This window comes from Streptomyces sp. WMMC940 (assembly GCF_027460265.1).
Classification (GTDB): domain Bacteria; phylum Actinomycetota; class Actinomycetes; order Streptomycetales; family Streptomycetaceae; genus Streptomyces.
The window spans coordinates 3,492,072-3,507,542 of the sequence record NZ_JAPZBC010000001.1; the positions used below are offsets into that span (position 1 = coordinate 3,492,072).

Annotated in this window: 13 protein-coding genes; 7 read left to right on the forward strand and 6 right to left on the reverse strand. The window is 72.0% G+C overall.

Annotated features, from left to right (window positions below):
* Positions 1-122 precede the first annotated feature (122 nt).
* Entirely contained in the window at positions 123-959 is an 837-nt protein-coding gene (locus tag O7595_RS15255) for a helix-turn-helix domain-containing protein (protein ID WP_269729235.1), read from the forward strand.
* Positions 956-1,198, forward strand: coding sequence for a DUF397 domain-containing protein (locus O7595_RS15260; protein WP_269729236.1), 243 nt, complete (start codon positions 956-958; stop codon positions 1,196-1,198). The genes O7595_RS15255 and O7595_RS15260 overlap by 4 nt, the downstream gene beginning before the upstream one ends.
* A gap of 17 nt (positions 1,199-1,215) precedes the next feature.
* On the opposite strand, the gene O7595_RS15265 is transcribed toward O7595_RS15260, so the two are convergent.
* From O7595_RS15265 to O7595_RS15275, 3 genes are all read right to left on the reverse strand, one after another.
* Positions 1,216-2,994 carry a serine/threonine-protein kinase gene (locus tag O7595_RS15265; protein WP_269729237.1) on the reverse strand — a complete coding sequence of 593 codons (1,779 nt, stop codon included), beginning with the start codon at positions 2,992-2,994 and terminating at the stop codon, positions 1,216-1,218.
* A gap of 192 nt (positions 2,995-3,186) precedes the next feature.
* The gene (locus O7595_RS15270) at positions 3,187-4,731 is read right to left on the reverse strand and encodes a hypothetical protein (RefSeq protein WP_269729238.1); all 1,545 of its coding nucleotides are present in this window, start codon (positions 4,729-4,731) and stop codon (positions 3,187-3,189) included.
* Between the two features lie 338 nt (positions 4,732-5,069).
* On the reverse strand, positions 5,070-5,954 hold the full coding sequence (locus tag O7595_RS15275) for a glycoside hydrolase family 19 protein (protein WP_269729239.1): 885 nt from the start codon (positions 5,952-5,954) through the stop codon (positions 5,070-5,072).
* A 520-nt stretch (positions 5,955-6,474) separates the two neighbouring features.
* On the opposite strand from O7595_RS15275, the gene O7595_RS15280 reads away from it, so the two are divergent.
* The gene (locus tag O7595_RS15280) at positions 6,475-7,680 is read left to right on the forward strand and encodes an MFS transporter (RefSeq protein WP_269729240.1); all 1,206 of its coding nucleotides are present in this window, start codon (positions 6,475-6,477) and stop codon (positions 7,678-7,680) included.
* A 366-nt stretch (positions 7,681-8,046) separates the two neighbouring features.
* On the opposite strand, the gene O7595_RS15285 is transcribed toward O7595_RS15280, so the two are convergent.
* A complete protein-coding gene (locus tag O7595_RS15285; RefSeq protein WP_269729241.1) occupies positions 8,047-9,330 on the reverse strand; it encodes an adenylosuccinate synthase in 1,284 nt (427 codons plus the stop codon).
* A gap of 141 nt (positions 9,331-9,471) precedes the next feature.
* Here O7595_RS15285 and O7595_RS15290 point away from each other — a divergent pair, with 141 nt between their 5' ends.
* Positions 9,472-10,317, forward strand: coding sequence for a diacylglycerol kinase (locus O7595_RS15290; RefSeq protein ID WP_269729242.1), 846 nt, complete (start codon positions 9,472-9,474; stop codon positions 10,315-10,317).
* Between the two features lie 114 nt (positions 10,318-10,431).
* Here the strand turns inward: O7595_RS15290 and O7595_RS15295 are convergent, their stop codons facing one another.
* Complete coding sequence (locus tag O7595_RS15295) at positions 10,432-10,929, reverse strand: GbsR/MarR family transcriptional regulator (RefSeq protein WP_269729243.1); 498 nt, start codon at positions 10,927-10,929, stop codon at positions 10,432-10,434.
* A gap of 93 nt (positions 10,930-11,022) precedes the next feature.
* Here O7595_RS15295 and O7595_RS15300 point away from each other — a divergent pair, with 93 nt between their 5' ends.
* From O7595_RS15300 to O7595_RS15310, 3 genes are all read left to right on the forward strand, one after another.
* Positions 11,023-12,000: an ABC transporter ATP-binding protein gene (locus O7595_RS15300; RefSeq protein ID WP_269729244.1), complete on the forward strand. Its 978-nt coding sequence runs from the start codon at positions 11,023-11,025 to the stop codon at positions 11,998-12,000.
* Positions 11,997-13,658 carry an ABC transporter permease gene (locus tag O7595_RS15305; protein ID WP_269729245.1) on the forward strand — a complete coding sequence of 554 codons (1,662 nt, stop codon included), beginning with the start codon at positions 11,997-11,999 and terminating at the stop codon, positions 13,656-13,658. Before O7595_RS15300 ends, O7595_RS15305 begins: the two co-directional genes overlap by 4 nt.
* Positions 13,659-13,827: 169 nt before the next feature.
* Positions 13,828-14,154: a hypothetical protein gene (locus O7595_RS15310; protein WP_269729246.1), complete on the forward strand. Its 327-nt coding sequence runs from the start codon at positions 13,828-13,830 to the stop codon at positions 14,152-14,154.
* Between the two features lie 21 nt (positions 14,155-14,175).
* Here O7595_RS15310 and O7595_RS15315 read toward each other — a convergent pair whose 3' ends face one another.
* On the reverse strand, positions 14,176-15,384 hold the full coding sequence (locus O7595_RS15315; RefSeq protein ID WP_269729247.1) for a cytochrome P450: 1,209 nt from the start codon (positions 15,382-15,384) through the stop codon (positions 14,176-14,178).
* Positions 15,385-15,471 lie beyond the last annotated feature (87 nt).

Here is a 15,471-nt window from a genome sequence, read left to right on the forward strand (position 1 = left end):
CCATAGCCTTGCGAGGCAGGTCGAACACCCTTTGACCTGCGCGAACCTGCCTTGATCAAGGTCGAATTCGGCGGGGACGGATGGAGACCGGTTGAGTCCGGTTGAGTCGAACGGTGATCGCAATGGCGCGAGCGGAGAACAAGCAATTGGCGGGTCCGACGGCACGGCTCGTGGCGGACGTCGCCCGCAAGTTACGCGTACGGAAAGGCTGGACGCAGGAGCAGCTCGGGAAGGAGATCGGCTTCACGGGTTCGGCGGTGAGCGCGATGGAGACGGGCGCGCAGCCGGCGAGCGACGCGATGCTGGTGCAGCTGGAGCGGGTACTCGGGGACGGAATGGACATCTTCGAGCAGGCCAGGACGTACGTACGGCTGGAGAAGTACCCGGCGCAGTTCAAGGACTACGCGCTGCTGGAGCAGAAGGCGGTAGGACTCCATCTGTACGCGACGCTCGTGGTGCACGGGCTGTTCCAGACGGAGGAGTACGCGCGGGCGCTGATCGGCGGCGGGTATCCGCCGCTGCCGGAGCAGCGGGTGGAGGAGCTGGTCGAGGCGCGGTTGGCACGGCGGGCGCTGTTCGAGCGGGAGCCGGTGGCGCTGATCGAGGTGGTGCTGGAGGAGTCGGTGTTACGGCGGGTGATCGGCGGCCATGAGGTCATGCGTGGCCAGATGCGGCACCTTGCGGAGTGCGCGCGGCGGCGTAACGTGACGTTGCAGGTGCTGCCGCTGGAGGCGGGGCTGGGCGGGGAACACGCGGGTGACAACGGCGGGATGACCCTGGTGGAGACCCCGGAGCACGATCACCTGGTCTATCTGGAGATCCAGTTCGAGAGTCTGCTGATCAAGGACCCCGCAAAGGTGAGTACATACGGTCAGCGGTATGCGAAGATCCGGGCACAGGCCCTGGGCCCTCGTGAATCGCTGGGCCTCATCGAGCAGTTGGCAGGAGACCAGAGATGACCGACAGCCTGCGCTGGATCAAGTCGAGCTACAGCGACAGCAGCGGCGGAGAGTGCATCGAAGTGGCCTTCGACTGGCACAAGTCCTCCTACAGCAGCGACTACACCGGCGCCTGCGTCGAGGTCGCCGCCTGCCCCCACGCCGTCCACATCCGCGACTCCAAGGACCCCGAGGGCCCGGTCTTCACCGTGGCCCCCGGCGCCTGGGCCGCGTTCGTCGGCCACGCCGCCGGGGCGTAGCCACAAGGCCGGGCCGGTCAGTCCTGGGCCGGCATCACCCGGGTCACCTTGCCCTTCAGATCGGCGTCCAGATAGCCGGTGACGTGGTCGTCGGCGAGATAGACGGCCAGTCCCAGCGGGGTGCCGAAGGTGTCGTCGGCGGGGCGGACCAGGACGTAACGCAATGTCGGCCGCTTCACGTTCAGGTCCTTCTCCGCCCGCTTCAGCAGGGCGGGGACGACGTCCCAGTCGAAGTCGTCCAGGCTGAACGGGCGGTCGCCGCCGATCAGGGAGCTGCTGATGATGCCCTTCTGGACGCCCTGGCCCGGGCGGTAGGTGTAGCTGTCGTACTTGGTGTCGCTGCCCTTGACCATGATCTCCGCGGACACGTAGTCCGCGTAGACGGTGAAGTCGGCCGCGCGGTCCGTCCCGGTCGCGGCCTTGATCTCCTTCACCGCCGTCCGGATGCCGTCCGGGGTCAGCAGATCGGTCTTGGCGTCGGCCTCGGACGCCGGTGCCGACGCCGCAGGGGCCGCCTCGGGCGGTGCGGACGTCGCGCCCTTCGTCGCGGTCGCGGCGGGGCCGGGTGAACTCGCCGCCTTCTCGCCGCCGTTGCCGCCGCCGTCCGGCAGCAGGGTCCACACCAGGACGCCTGCCAGCACGGTCGCGACGGCGGACGCGGCGATCGCGACCCGGCCCTTCACACGGCCGCCCGGTCCCGGCGGCGTCTGCCGTGTGGGGCCCGCCGGGTAGGGGGTCGACGGCACGACCGGACCCGGCACGGCGCCGTGCGGAGCCGACGGCCCGAAGCCCATCGGCGGCCCGAAGCCCGCCGGCGGTCCGAACCCGGCCGGAGCTGCGTTCGGTGCGGCCGTCTGCCCCGGCGGAGGTGACGGCCGGTACGAGGTGGTGCCGCCCGCCCCGTCCGGGGCAGACGGAACACTCGGCGGCCTCCGCGGGCCGGTGGCCGTGTCCCGGCCCTCGGCCGCTTCCGCGAGCATCCGGTCGGCGGTCTCCGCGTCCGCCCGGCCGGCCGGGTCCTTGACGAGCACGGCGCTCAGGAAACCGGTCAGCGATCCCGCCTGGACGGGCGGCGGAAGCTCCTCGCTGAGGAGCGCCGCCAGCGTCGCGAGGGTGCTGCCCCTGCGCAGCGGGTGACGCCCCTCGACGGCGACGTACAGCATCATCGCCAGCGACCACAGATCGGAACCCGGGCCGCCCTCGGCGCCGGAGATGCGCTCGGGCGCCATGTAGTCGGGCGTGCCGATGACGGACCCGGTCGCGGTCAGCGCCGTGGACTCCCTGATGGCCGCGATACCGAAGTCGGTGAGGACGGGACGTCCGTCGGGGCGCATCAGGACGTTGGCGGGCTTCACGTCCCGGTGCTGGATGCCGACGTCGTGCGCGGCGCACAGCGCGGCCAGCACCTCGCGGCCGAGACGGGCGGCCTCGGCGGGGTCCAGCGGCCCCTTCTCCAGCCGGTCATGAAGTGATCCGCCGGTCACCAGCTCCATGACGAGCCACGGGTAGGTGTGCTCCCCGCCGTCCACCACATGGTGGATGGTCACCACATTGGGGTGGTCGACGCGGGCGAGCGCCCGTGCCTCGCGCAGCACCCGGGCCCGGAGCATCGCCGCGCCCTGCGGGTCGTACTCGGCGAGACCCGGATCGGGCGGCCGTACCTCCTTGAGCGCCACGGCCCGGTCCAGGACCAGATCGCGCGCCCGCCACACCATGCCCATACCGCCGCCGCCGAGCCGCGCCTCCAGCTCGAAGCGCCCGTCTATGACCCGTCTGCCGGATTCCCCGTCGCTCATGGCCGGGAGCCTACGAGATGCGGGCGACACGGCCCCGCGCAGGTGGCTCCGACGCCTCCGGCCCGGAGCGTGCCACGCCGGCGTCGCGCTCCGGCCGCCACCCGCACCTGTGCCCGCCCCGGCGGGAAAGCCGGGGCGGGCGGTGGGTGCCGGTGAGGCCGGTGGGGCCGGCCCCCGGCGATGCGTGGTGTGTCAGCCGAAGCAGTCGGGGACGGGGTTGGTGCTGCCCTCGCAGTTGGTCGGGACGTTGTCGATGATGCGGACCTTGCCGTGGGTGACGACCGTGCCCTCGTTGTCCACACCGCCCGCGGGCTCGTCGGAGATGTTCTTCGTCACCTTGGAGTCGGTGAGGACGAGGCGGCCGAACTCGTTGACGAAGATGCCGCCTCCTCGGCCGTCCTCGCCCGGCGCCTGGTTGCCGGCGATCTTCGTCTTGCGGATGGCGACCTCCACCTCCACCTCCTCCTCGTCGTCCGGGAGGATGTCGATGCCGCCACCGCGCGCGGCCGAGCCGTCACCGAGGCTGGTGTTGCCGGTGATCTCACTGTCCTCGATCACGGTCTCGTCGTCGACCTGGAGACCACCGCCCTGGGTGGCCGCCGTGTTGTCGTGGATGTTGGACCCGCGTACGTGGAGCCCGCCATCCTCGTGGTCGATACCGCCACCGGTACCGTCGTCGGTGTTGAAGGCGATGACGGACTTCACCACCTCGGTCACGCCGCCGTCCGACTCGACACCGCCGCCGATGTTGTGGCGGAACTCGCTCTTCACGATCGTCGAGGTCCCGCCCACGTTCTCGACGGCGCCGTCGTCGCCGATGTTGCCGTAGAACTTGGCCGAGTCGACCTTGAGCTTGCCGTTGAAGTTGAGGATGGCGGAGCCCTCGTCGGCGGAGTTTCCCTCGAAGGTGCTCTTGACGACCTTGGTGATGCCCGCGTTGTAGACGGCTCCGCCGTCGTCTCCGTCCGCGGGGTCGATACTGTCGACGGTGTTCCTGTCGAGGGCGACCATCTCCAGGTGCAGGCGTCCCGCGGGGTCGACCAGGATGGCACCGCCGTTCTCGTCCGGGGCGGACTTGCCTCGGGTGAGGACGAGGTGGCTGAGCTTCAGGTCGCCACCGGCTCCGACCTGGAAGAAGCGGAACTGGTCGGCGTTGGCGGCCCGCTGGATGGTGGAGCCGTTGCCGTGGATGCTGATCGGCTGGATGATCTCCGGCAGGCCGTTGCCGTCCTGATTGGCGGTCAGCGTGTACGTGCACTGCTTCGCCAGGCGGAGTGAACCACCGCTGTTCTGGTTCAGGTCGACGATCGCCGCGATCAGGTCGTTCGGGTCGCACTCGACGTTCCGCTCGCCGTGGCGCCCACGGCCCTCGCCGTCGGCCTTCTCCTGGTCGCCGTCGGCCTTCTCGTGTTCACCGGAGACCTCGCCACCCGCGTCGCGACCGCCGGAGCCGTCGTCACCCGCGTCGCGGCCGCCGTAGCCCTCGCCGTCGGCCTTCTCGTGCTCACCGGAGACCTCGCCACCCGCGTCGCGACCGCCGGAGCCGTCGTCACCCGCGTCGCGGCCGCCGCCCTCGTCCCCCTCGGGGGCGTAGCCCTTCTCCTCGTCCCCGTCCGCCTTGTCCTCCGCGACCGCAGCACGTGCGTTCGTCTCGTCCGCACCCGCCTGCACCGCAGCCGCGATGGTCGTCGTACCCACCACCGCGGCGACCCCGGCCGCCGCGGCGACAGCAGCCATCCGGTGACGGCTCAACACCGCCGACTTCCCACGACGGGGGACACCCGCGCCACCCGTGCCCTGAGATTCAGACATCCGATGCAGCTCACTTTCTCTGTGACAGGCCGTCACGCCCCTACCGGAGGGACGCAGATGCCTCACATCGGAACACAGAAAATGTGATAAACAGCTCAATGCCGTCACATAGGCGTGCCAATTGCTCAGAAGGGGTGAAAGGTGAAGCCGGCCGCGCACCGACCGCTGCGGCGAAACGGGCGCACCCACCGGGCCGCCCCACGGGCCGGGAACGACGGAGCGGGCGGCACAGGCCGCCCGCTCCCGCCGATCCGCCGAACGCGTCAGCAGTACAGGTTGCCGCCCGTCGGCACGCCCAGGATCTGGGTGAAGCGCTGGTAGTTGTTCACACGGCTCTGGACCTGCGCCGGGTTCCTGCCGTCGCACTCCAGGGAGCCGTTGATCGAGCGGATCGAGTGGCCGAAGCCGGCCTGGTTGACCATGGCGTTGTGGCCGGTCATCGTGCCGGGCCCGCTCTGGGTGTTCCAGTACCAGAGACCGGTCTTCCAGGCGACGGCGGACTCCCGCTCGACGCGCCAGGGGTTGCCCAGCAGGTCGATGCCGAGGGCGTCACCGGCGGCCTTGTAGTTGAAGTTCCAGCTGAGCTGGATCGGGCCGCGGCCGTAGTACGCGGCCTGGCCCGCCGGGCAGCCGTAGGGCTGGCTGCGGTCGCAGTAGTGCGGGTAGTTGGCGGTGTTCTGCTCGACGATGTGGACCAGGCCGCCCGTCTCGTGCGCCACGTTGGCGAGGAAGGCAGCGGCCTCCTGCTTCCGGACCGTGTCGCTGCCGGTCTTGGCGAAGGCCGGGTACGCGCTCATCGCCGCGGTCAGCCCGCTGTACGTGTAGAAGGAATTCCGGTTCGGGAACATCTGGTTGAACTGCGCCTCGCTGACGACGAAGCCCGAGGGGTCCGGGTTCGGGTTGCCGCCACCGCCGCCGCAGGCGCCCCGGTCGGCCCAGACCTCGGCGGAGCCGGGGGTCTCGTTCTGGGTCCACCACTTGGCCTGCCAGTTCCGGCCGTTGTGGGACGCGGTCATACCGCCGGTGTAGACGGACGAGGAGTTCCAGGCCGCGGCGCACGCGGCCGCGGACGCGGTCGAGGGGACGAGGACCGTGAGTCCGAGCACCGCCACGAAGGCGGCGAGCAGGGTGATGATCCGACGCGACAACGTTATCGTCCTTTCCCTGTGGGGGCTGTGGGGGCTGTGGGGCGAGGGAGGAACGCGGGACGGGAGTCCCAAGTCGTGTCGCCCTATGGCGTGTTGAGCACTGAACAGGCAATGGTCTGAACCTGTCAAGGTCTAGACCAAGACCGGCCCGGGAATGGCCTGAACCCCCGCCTCCGCCCTACCGCGGGGGGCACCGGGGCATACGGAAAGGGGTTGGCGGCCTCGAGGCCACGGTCCGTGCGGCACCGCCCCGTCGCGCACGGGCACGGTTCCGCAGGGCGGGGACCCCGCGCGGCGCGCGGGGGCCGTCCGATCGTGCGTCATCGCCCACCCGGGCGGGTCGGTCGGTCAGGGCGACCCCGGGGAAACACCGGCCCGCGCAGCGCCGTCCCGTGCCAGACTCGGGCACATGAGCCGACGACATTGACGCACGACAGCAGGTCCTGGAACGGGCAGTCGCGGACCGCCGCGGCGGGTGGCACCCGGCGTCCCCGTCCGTTCCGCAGAAGGACCACCATCCATGCCCGTCATTTCGTCCTGCCCGCCCCCGCTCCGGCCCGGTGTGCGCCGGCTCGAGCGAACGCTCTACCTCTACGCGGGACTCGAGGACTTCGTCCTGCTCTACCCCGTCTACGCACTGCTCTTCGCAGGGCACGGCCTGGACACCGCGCGGATCTCGTCCCTGTTCGCCCTCTGGTCACTGACCGGACTGCTGGTCGAGGTCCCGTCGGGTGTCTGGGCCGACGTCGTGTCCCGCAGGCTGCTGGCCGTCACCGGGCCGCTGCTCACCGCTGCCGGGTTCGCCCTGTGGGTCCTGTTCCCCTCGTACGGCGCGTACGCCGCCGGGTTCGTGCTGTGGGGGGCCGGGGGCTCGCTCCGCTCGGGGGCCATGGAGGCCCTGGTGCACGACGAGCTCGAACGGCTCGGTGCCGCTTCACGTTACGGCCGGGTCATGGGGCGCACCGCCGCCGTGAGCATGGCCGCGACCGCCGCGGCCACCGCGGTGGCTGCGCCGGCCTTCGCCCGGGGTGGCGAGCCGCTGGTCGGTGCGGCCAGTGTCGCCGCCTGTCTGCTGTGCGCCGCCGTGGGCGCGTTGCTGCCCGAACACCGGGAGTCCGCCGGACGCGGCGCGCGGCGGCGCACCCGCCGTGGGGCGTACACGGCGGCCCTGCGGGCGGGGATCACCGAGGTGCGCGGCAGCCGTCGGGTGCGGCACGCACTGCTGCTGTCCGTCGTCGTCACCTCGGTCTGGGGCGCGCTCGACGAGTACGTACCGCTGCTGGCCGCCGCCACCGGTGTCGCGACGGCGACGGTCCCGCTGCTGGTCCTCGTGGTCTGGGTCGGGGTGACGGTCGGTTCGCTGCTGGTGGGCCCGGGTGAGCGACTCTCCGGGCGGGCGCTCGGGGCCGCCGTCGCGGCGGGCGCCGCAGCGCTCACCGCGGGTGCGCTGAGCGGTGGCCCCCGCGGGTTCGTCCTGGTGGGGGCGGCGTTCCTGGTCTTCCAGCTGACCGATGTGCTGGCCGACGCCCGGCTGCAGAAGGCGATCACCGGCCCGAGCCGGGCCACCGTGACCTCCCTCGCGGGTCTCGGGACCGGACTCACCACACTGCTGGTCTACGGGACGTACGCGGGGCTGTCCGCGCACGCGCCGCACGGCACCGTGTTCGCGCTGCTCGCCCTGCCGTACCTGGCGGTCGCCGCGGCGCTCGGCAGGACACGGACGTGAGGCGGGAAACGGACGTGAAGCGGGACAGGGACGTGAGGCGGGGGACGGACGTAAGGCCCGGGAAACGGTCGTGAGGCGGGAAACGGACGTGGGCCCCGGGGGACGCGGGCCGGGGAACGGGCGCGGAGGCCGTGGTTCGGTCGCAGCCGCGGCCCCAGGGGGAGACCGGGTGCCGGGGTGGAAGCCGCGGGCCGGGGGAGGCCGGGGCCGAAGGCGGGTGGAAGCCGGGCCGGGTGCCGGGTGGAAGCCGCGGGCGGGAGGCAGGGCGCGCGAAGGCGAACGGCCCGCGGCCGGTGAGCACTCGGCTCACCGCCACGGGCCGTGGGAAGGGCGACGGCCCGCGGGGGATCCCGCGGGCCCGGGGACCTACAGGAACGAGTTGATCTCGATCGTCTCGTCACGGCCCGGGCCGACGCCGATCGCGGAGATCGGGGCCCCGGACATCTCCTCCAGCGCCTTCACGTAACCCTGCGCGTTCTTCGGCAGGTCGGCGAAGGACTTGGCCTTGGTGATGTCCTCGGACCAGCCCGGCAGGTACTCGTAGACCGGCTTCGCGTGGTGGAAGTCGGTCTGCGAGTACGGCAGCTCCTCGACCCGCCTGCCGTCGATCTCGTACGCGACGCAGACCGGGATCTGCTCCCAGCCGGTCAGCACGTCGAGCTTGGTGAGGAAGAAGTCGGTCAGTCCGTTGACGCGGGTCGCGTAGCGGGCGATGACCGCGTCGAACCAGCCGCAGCGGCGGTCGCGGCCGGTGGTGACACCGCGCTCACCGCCGATGCGGCGCAGCGCCTCGCCGTCCTCGTCGAACAGTTCGGTCGGGAACGGGCCGGCGCCGACACGGGTCGTGTAGGCCTTGAGGATCCCGATGACCCGGCTGATCTTCGTCGGGCCCACGCCCGCGCCCGTGCAGGCGCCGCCCGCCGTCGGGTTCGAGGAGGTGACGAAGGGATACGTGCCGTGGTCCACGTCCAGCAGCGTGCCCTGGCCGCCCTCGAAGAGGACGACCTTGCCGTCGTCGAGCGCGTTGTTCAGGATGAGCGTGGTGTCGGCGACGTACGGCCGGATCTGGTCGGCGAAGCCCAGCATCTCCTGGACGACGCGGTCCGTCTCGATGGCACGGCGGTTGAAGACCTTGGCCAGGAGCTGGTTCTTCTGCTCCAGCGCCGCCTCGACCTTCTGCGTCAGGATCGACTCGTCGTACAGGTCCTGGACCCGGATGCCGACTCGGTTGATCTTGTCGGCGTACGTCGGGCCGATGCCGCGGCCGGTGGTGCCGATCTTGCGCTTACCCAGGAACCGTTCCGTCACCTTGTCGAGCGTGACGTTGTACGAGGTGATCAGATGGGCGTTTCCGCTGATCAGAAGCTTGGACGTGTCGACGCCACGCTCGTTCAGCCCGCTCAGCTCGGAGAGCAGGACCGCCGGGTCGACGACGACTCCGTTGCCGATGACCGGGGTGCATCCCGGCGAGAGGATTCCGGAAGGGAGGAGGTGGAGCGCATACTTCTGGTCACCGACCACCACGGTGTGGCCGGCGTTGTTACCACCCTGGTAACGCACCACGTAATCCACGGATCCACCGAGGAGGTCGGTGGCCTTTCCCTTGCCTTCGTCACCCCACTGAGCACCGAGCAGCACAAGTGCGGGCACAGGCGTACACCCCTTCCGGGCGGGGCATGTCCATGGTCGGGGGCCTGAGCCGCCAACCGGTGTGCCCCGGAATAGACGAAGCCCCTGGCGCAATAGCGCAAGGGGCTCTTGCACAAAGATGCTACCCGAGGAAGGACCGAGGTGTCGGCTCCCGACCAGCTCCTGGTGGTCATCGACCCGGTCGCCCGCCGTTTCGACGGCGAGTCCGTTCGTATCGCGAAGGATGTGCTGTGTGCCGGGTCGGCGGCGAAAATCTGCCTGCCCGACGGGCCCGAGGAGTTTTCCCGCGCCCTCGCCCGAAGGGGCTCCCGGCGCCCTGTCGTGATCGGTGACGACCGCGCGCTGCTGCGCGCCGTGGGCTCGCTGCACCGGGCGCGGGAGCTCGCCGACGAGGCCCTGTCGCTGGTCCCGGTCGGGGCCGGCGCGTCCGTGGAAGTGGCCCGGTCGCTGGGCGTGCCGACCGGCGCGGTGGCGGCAGCCCGGGCGGTCCTCGACGGAGCCGCCCACCACCTGGATCTGCTCGCCGACGACAGTGACGGGGTGGTGCTGGCCGATCTGCGCATCCCGGCGGGTCCTGCCGCCGCGGCCGCGGGGGCGCCGGGGCGGACCGGCTCGGTGTGGCACACCTGCCGCTCCCTGGTGCGCACGTTCGTCCGTCCTGTTCCGCCGGCACCTCCCGGCGTACGGACCGGCGTACGGACGCACCGGCTGCGGGTGGAGGCGGACGGAGTGGTGCTGAGCGATCTGGACGAGCCGGTCGAGGACGTACGCGTCCGCGCGGCCGACGGCGCCGCGGAGGTGACCGTGCACCGCAGATCCGACCCGGGGCCCATACGGAGCCTGGCGAAGGTCGTCACCGTCTCGGGTGCCGACTTCCGCTACCGCGCCGACGCCCTCGTCGCCGGACCGGTCCGGCGACGCACCTGGACCCTGCGGCCCAGGGCATGGTCGCTGACCCTGCCGGCGCCGGGGGCCGTCGCGGAGTGAGAGCGGGAGAGGTGAAGGCCGCGGGTGGGGAACCGGAGCGCCGCCCGGCGGGGCGCACCCGTGCGCGCTCCGGACCGGGGAGCGCCGGGTCGCCGTGAGAACCGGGAACCCGCGTCAGGGCCGGCCGAACATCCGCTCGCGGTGCTCCCGCCAGCGCTCCATCATCGCCGTGAGCTCGACCTGGACGAAGTCGAAGAACGCGACGGTCTCCTCGAGCCGGCGGCCCGCCGGCGTCTCGGCGCCGAGGCTCGTCACCCCTTCTCGCAGGGATTCCGACCAGCGTTTCAGGACGGCGTCGCGGTTGGTGAGCGCCTCGTACCACTGGTCGCTGTGGACCCGGTAGCGCTCGCGGCGGGAACCGGGCTCCCGTTCCCGCGAAACCATGTGCTGCTGCGCCAAATAGCGCACGGCACCGGACACCGCCGCAGGGCTGACCTGCAGTTGCTCTCCGAGCTCGGCGGAGGTCAGCGCTCCGGAGTCGGAGGAGAGCAGAGCGGCGAAGACCCTGGCCGGCATGCGCGTCATGCCGGCCTCGACGAGCTGGGCCGCGAATCGTTCCACGAAGAGCGAGACCGCCTCCGCGTCCCTGGCCTTCCCGGTCATCGGCGTCATCCCCGGATCATCTCCCCTGTTCAGGAACCCGGATCCGAGTTTATACGCTTCCTTAACTTCACAAATTTCTGAAGATAGCTTAGCTTCTGAATCATGACGAAGGCCATCAGCGTCGCCGGACTGCACAAGTCGTTCGGCCGGGCACACGCACTGGACGGCCTCGACCTGTCGGTCGGGACCGGTGAGGTCCACGGCTTCCTCGGACCCAACGGCGCCGGGAAGTCCACCACCATCCGCATCCTGCTGGGACTGCTGCGTGCCGACTCCGGCGCCGCCCGGCTGCTGGGCATGGACCCCTGGAAGGACGCCGTCGAACTGCACCGCCGGATCGCCTACGTACCCGGCGACGTGACGCTCTGGCGCAACCTCTCCGGCGGAGAGGTCATCGACCTCTACGGCAGGCTGCGCGGCGGGCTCGACAGGGCGCGCCGGAACCGGCTGACCGAGCGGTTCGAACTCGACCCCACCAAGAAGGGGCGCACGTACTCCAAGGGCAACCGGCAGAAGGTGGCCCTGGTCGCCGCGTTCGCCTCCGAGGTCGACGTGCTGATCCTCGACGAACCGACGAGCGGGCTCGACCCGCTGATGGAGGGGGTCTTCCAGAGCTGCGTCGCCGAGGAACGCGACCGCGGCCGGACGGTCCTGCTCTCGAGCCATGTGCTCAGCGAGGTCGAGGCGCTGTGCGACCGGGTCAGCATCATCCGCAAGGGGCGGACGGTGGAGAGCGGTTCACTCGCCGACCTGAGGCACCTCACCCGCACCAGCGTCAGCGCCGATCTCGCGGGCGCGCCCGACGGGCTCGCGCGGCTGCCCGGGGTGCACGAACTCGACGTCCAGGGCCCGGCGGCCGCCTCCGAAGGTGCCGGGTGCCGGGTCCGCTTCCAGGTCGACACCGACAAGCTGGACGCGGTGCTGCGCTCCCTCACCGGCGCCGGTGTGCGGTCGCTCACCAGCACCCCGCCCACACTGGAGGAGTTGTTCCTCCGGCACTACGAGGACGACGTGCGCGGAAGCGAGCCGGACGACAGCGGCGGACGCGGCACCCGTGCGGAAGGGGCGATGGTGCGATGACCGCGGCCGCGGAGACCCGTGCGGCGCACGCGCCCCGGCGGGGCGGCGGACCGGGCACCGGAAGCCGGCCGCTCGCCGGCACGGGCACCCTGCTCCGGCTGGCGCTCCGCCGGGACCGGATCGTGCTGCCCGTCTGGGTACTGGTGGTCGCAGGGATGGTCGTCAGCGGTGTCGGCTCCTTGCAGGCGCTGTACGACACCCAGGCCGAACGGGCCGGACTCGCCGCGTCGATGGCCGCGAACGGCTCGCTGCGCAGCCTCTACGGTCCGGTGTTCGGTGACAGCACCGGGGCGCTGGTCGCCTGGCGCTTCGGGACGTTCGCGGCCGTGCTGGCCGCGGTGATGAGCCTGATCGTCGTGGTGCGCCACACCCGCGAGGAGGAGGAGACGGGCCGTCAGGAACTGCTGTCCTCGGCCATGGTGGGCCGGCGCGCCCCGCTGACGGCCGCGCTGCTCACCGCGGGTCTCGCCAATGCCGCGGTCGCACTGCTGATCACGGCCGGACTGGCCCGGCTGGGATCCGCCGGCGCGCTCGCCCTCGGCCTCGCGGTCGGCGGCACCGGCATGGTGTTCGCCACGACGGCGGCGATCGTCGCCCAGCTCACGGAGAGCGCCCGGCTCGCCAAGGGAGCGACGGCTGCCGTGCTGGGCGTCGCGTTCGTCCTGCGCGCCGCCGGCGACGCGGGCACGGCGGGCGCCCCCGTCCGGGGCGGCCTCGGCGGTGGATCGTCCCTGCTGACCTGGCTGTCCCCCGTGGGCTGGGCCGAGAACGTCCGGGCCTACGCGGACGAGCGCTGGTGGGTGCTGCTGCTGATGCTCACCGCGGCGGTCGCACTGGGGGCCGCCGCGTACGCCCTGGCCGGGCGCAGGGACGTCGGCATGGGCTTCCTGGCCACCCGACCGGGGCCCGCCGAAGGGCGGATCACCACCGCGGGCGGGCTCGCGTGGCGGCTCCAGCGCGCCACCTGGGCGGGCTGGGCGGCCGGCTTCCTGCTCACCGGGATCGTCTTCGGCGGCATGGCCGACGGTGCGGCGGACCTGGTCGGCGACAACGAGCAGGCCAAGCAGATCTTCGAGCGGATGGGCGGGCAGACGGCGCTCACCGACGCGTTCCTCGCCGCGATGGTCGGCATGTTCGGGCTGGTCGCCGCCCTGTACGCGGTCGGGGCCGTGCTCCGCATGCACGGCGAGGAGACCTCCCGGCGCGCGGAACCGGTCCTCGCGAACGCGGTCGGCAGGACCGCCTGGGCCGCCGGTCATCTGGCCGTCGCCTTCGGCGGCACCGTGCTGGTCATGCTGCTCGCCGGGGCGGGCCTGGCCCTCGGCCACGGCGGGGACCTGCTCCCGATCGCGGGCGCCGCGCTCGCCCAGGTGCCGGCCGTGTGGACGCTCGCGGGCGTGGCGCTGCTGCTGTACGGGGCCGTCCCCAGGGCCGCGACGGCGGGCTGGGCCGTGGCGGGGCTGTGCCTCGCCCTCGGCTGGGTCGGCCCCGCGCTCGGCCTCCCCCGGGCCGTGCTGAACCTCTCGCCCTTCGGTCACCTGCCGAAGCTCCCCGGACCGCGGATGGACTGGCCGCCGGTGCTGCTCCTGACGGCGCTCGCGGTGTCTCTGGTGGCCGCCGGACTCGCGGCCTTCCGCCGCCGGGACCTGCAGACCTGACGGGCACCGCCCACGGGCCCGGAGACCCACCGGCAGGAAGGACCCCACGGGCCGGAACCCCGGTGACCCGGAACCCCGCCGGCCCCGCCCACGGCGGAGCGGCGGGCGCCGAGGCCCTCCCGCACCGGTCTCCGGAACCATCGGGGACGCTGCCGCGTCCGTGGCAGTCATGAGGGAAGAGACGAAGGGCTCCGCGGGCTGCCTCCTCGCGGCCGGGGGCGCGGCCACCGCGCTGCTCGCCTGGGCACCGCTGGCCAGGATCAACATCGACGGCGGATTCGCGCAGTGGCACCGGGACCTGAGCGTGCTCTACGTCGACCTCCCGCTGATCGCCCTCGGCGGTGCACTGCTGCCGCTCGCCGTCTGGGCCGCCGGTCTGCGGTGGCTGCACCGCCCCTGGCTCGCCGCGGTGGCCGCGGTGACCGTGCTCGCCCTCGGTGTCTGGGGCCTGACCAGCTGGTGGATGCCGTACGAGCGACCGGAGTTCGTCTACTGAGACCGCGCGCACGGGAGCACCTCACAACTCCACGCGCAGCTCCCGCAGCCCTCTGATCACGTACCCCGGCTTCCACTCCGGTTCCGCCGCGAGCCGCATCGTCGGTGCCTGCCGCAGCAGTTCGCCGAAGGAGGCGGCCAGCTCGACCCGGGCCAGGGGAGCGCCCAGGCAGTAGTGGATTCCGGCTCCGAAAGTGATGTGCGGGTTGTCGGCGCGGCCGAGGTCGAGGTCGCCGGGGCGCTCGAAGCGGGCCGGGTCCCGGTTGGCCGAGCCGAAGAGCAGGGCCAGCTCCGAGCCGCGCGGGACGACCGTGCCGCCGATCTCGATGTCGTCGAGCACCCAGCGTTCGAACATCTGCAGCGGGGTGTCGTACCGCATCAGCTCTTCCACGGCTGTGGACAGCAGCGCGTGGTCGGCCCGCAGACGTGCCAGTTCCCCGGGGTGGCGGAACAGCGTCCACCAGCCGTTCGCGGTGGTGTTGACGGTCGCCTCGTGCCCCGCGTTGAGCAGCAGCACGCAGGTGGACACCAGCTCCTGCTCGCTGAGCGTCTCCCCCTCGTCGTGCGCCGAGACCAGCGCCGAGACGAGGTCCTCGCCCGGCTCGGCGCGGCGCGCGGCGATCAGCTCCCTCAGGTACGCGGAGAACTCCACCGAGGCCCGGACGGCACGCGCCGCGGTCTCCTCGGACGGGTTCAGCTCGAACATCCCGCAGATGTCCGCGGACCAGGGCCGCAGAAGGCCGCGGTCGGACTCCGGTATCCCGAGCATCTCCGCGATGACCGCGACCGGCAGCGGCTCGGCGACCTCCGCCAACAGGTCGCCACCGCCGTTCTTCGCCAGCCGGGCCACCAACCCGGCGGCCAGTCGGCGCACGGTCGGCTCCAGCGCCTGCACGGTGCGCGGGGTGAATGCCTTGGTCACCAGCCGCCGGATCCGTGTGGGGTCGGGCGCCTCCAGGTCCAGCAGCCCGTTGTCGTTCAGCGTGTGGAAGGGCTCGTGCCCGGGCGGCGGGGGCATGCGCCCGAACTCCTCGTGGGTGAAGCGGTGCAGATACGTCCGGCCGAGCCGGCGGTCCCGCAGCAGCGCGGACACCTCGGCGTGGTGCGGCACGAGCCACTGCCTGGTCGGCTCGAACCAGTGCACCCGCCCCCGGTCGCGGAGTTCCGCGTACGCGGGGTACGGGTCCGCGGTGAAGGCGGGCGACCAGGGAGCGAACTCGGCAGCATCCATACGCGGACGCTAGCCGCCCGCGGCGAGGTCCGGGAGGGGTCCCCGGGTGGTTCGATGAGGGCGTCACCGTGCGTGCCGCCCCGACCT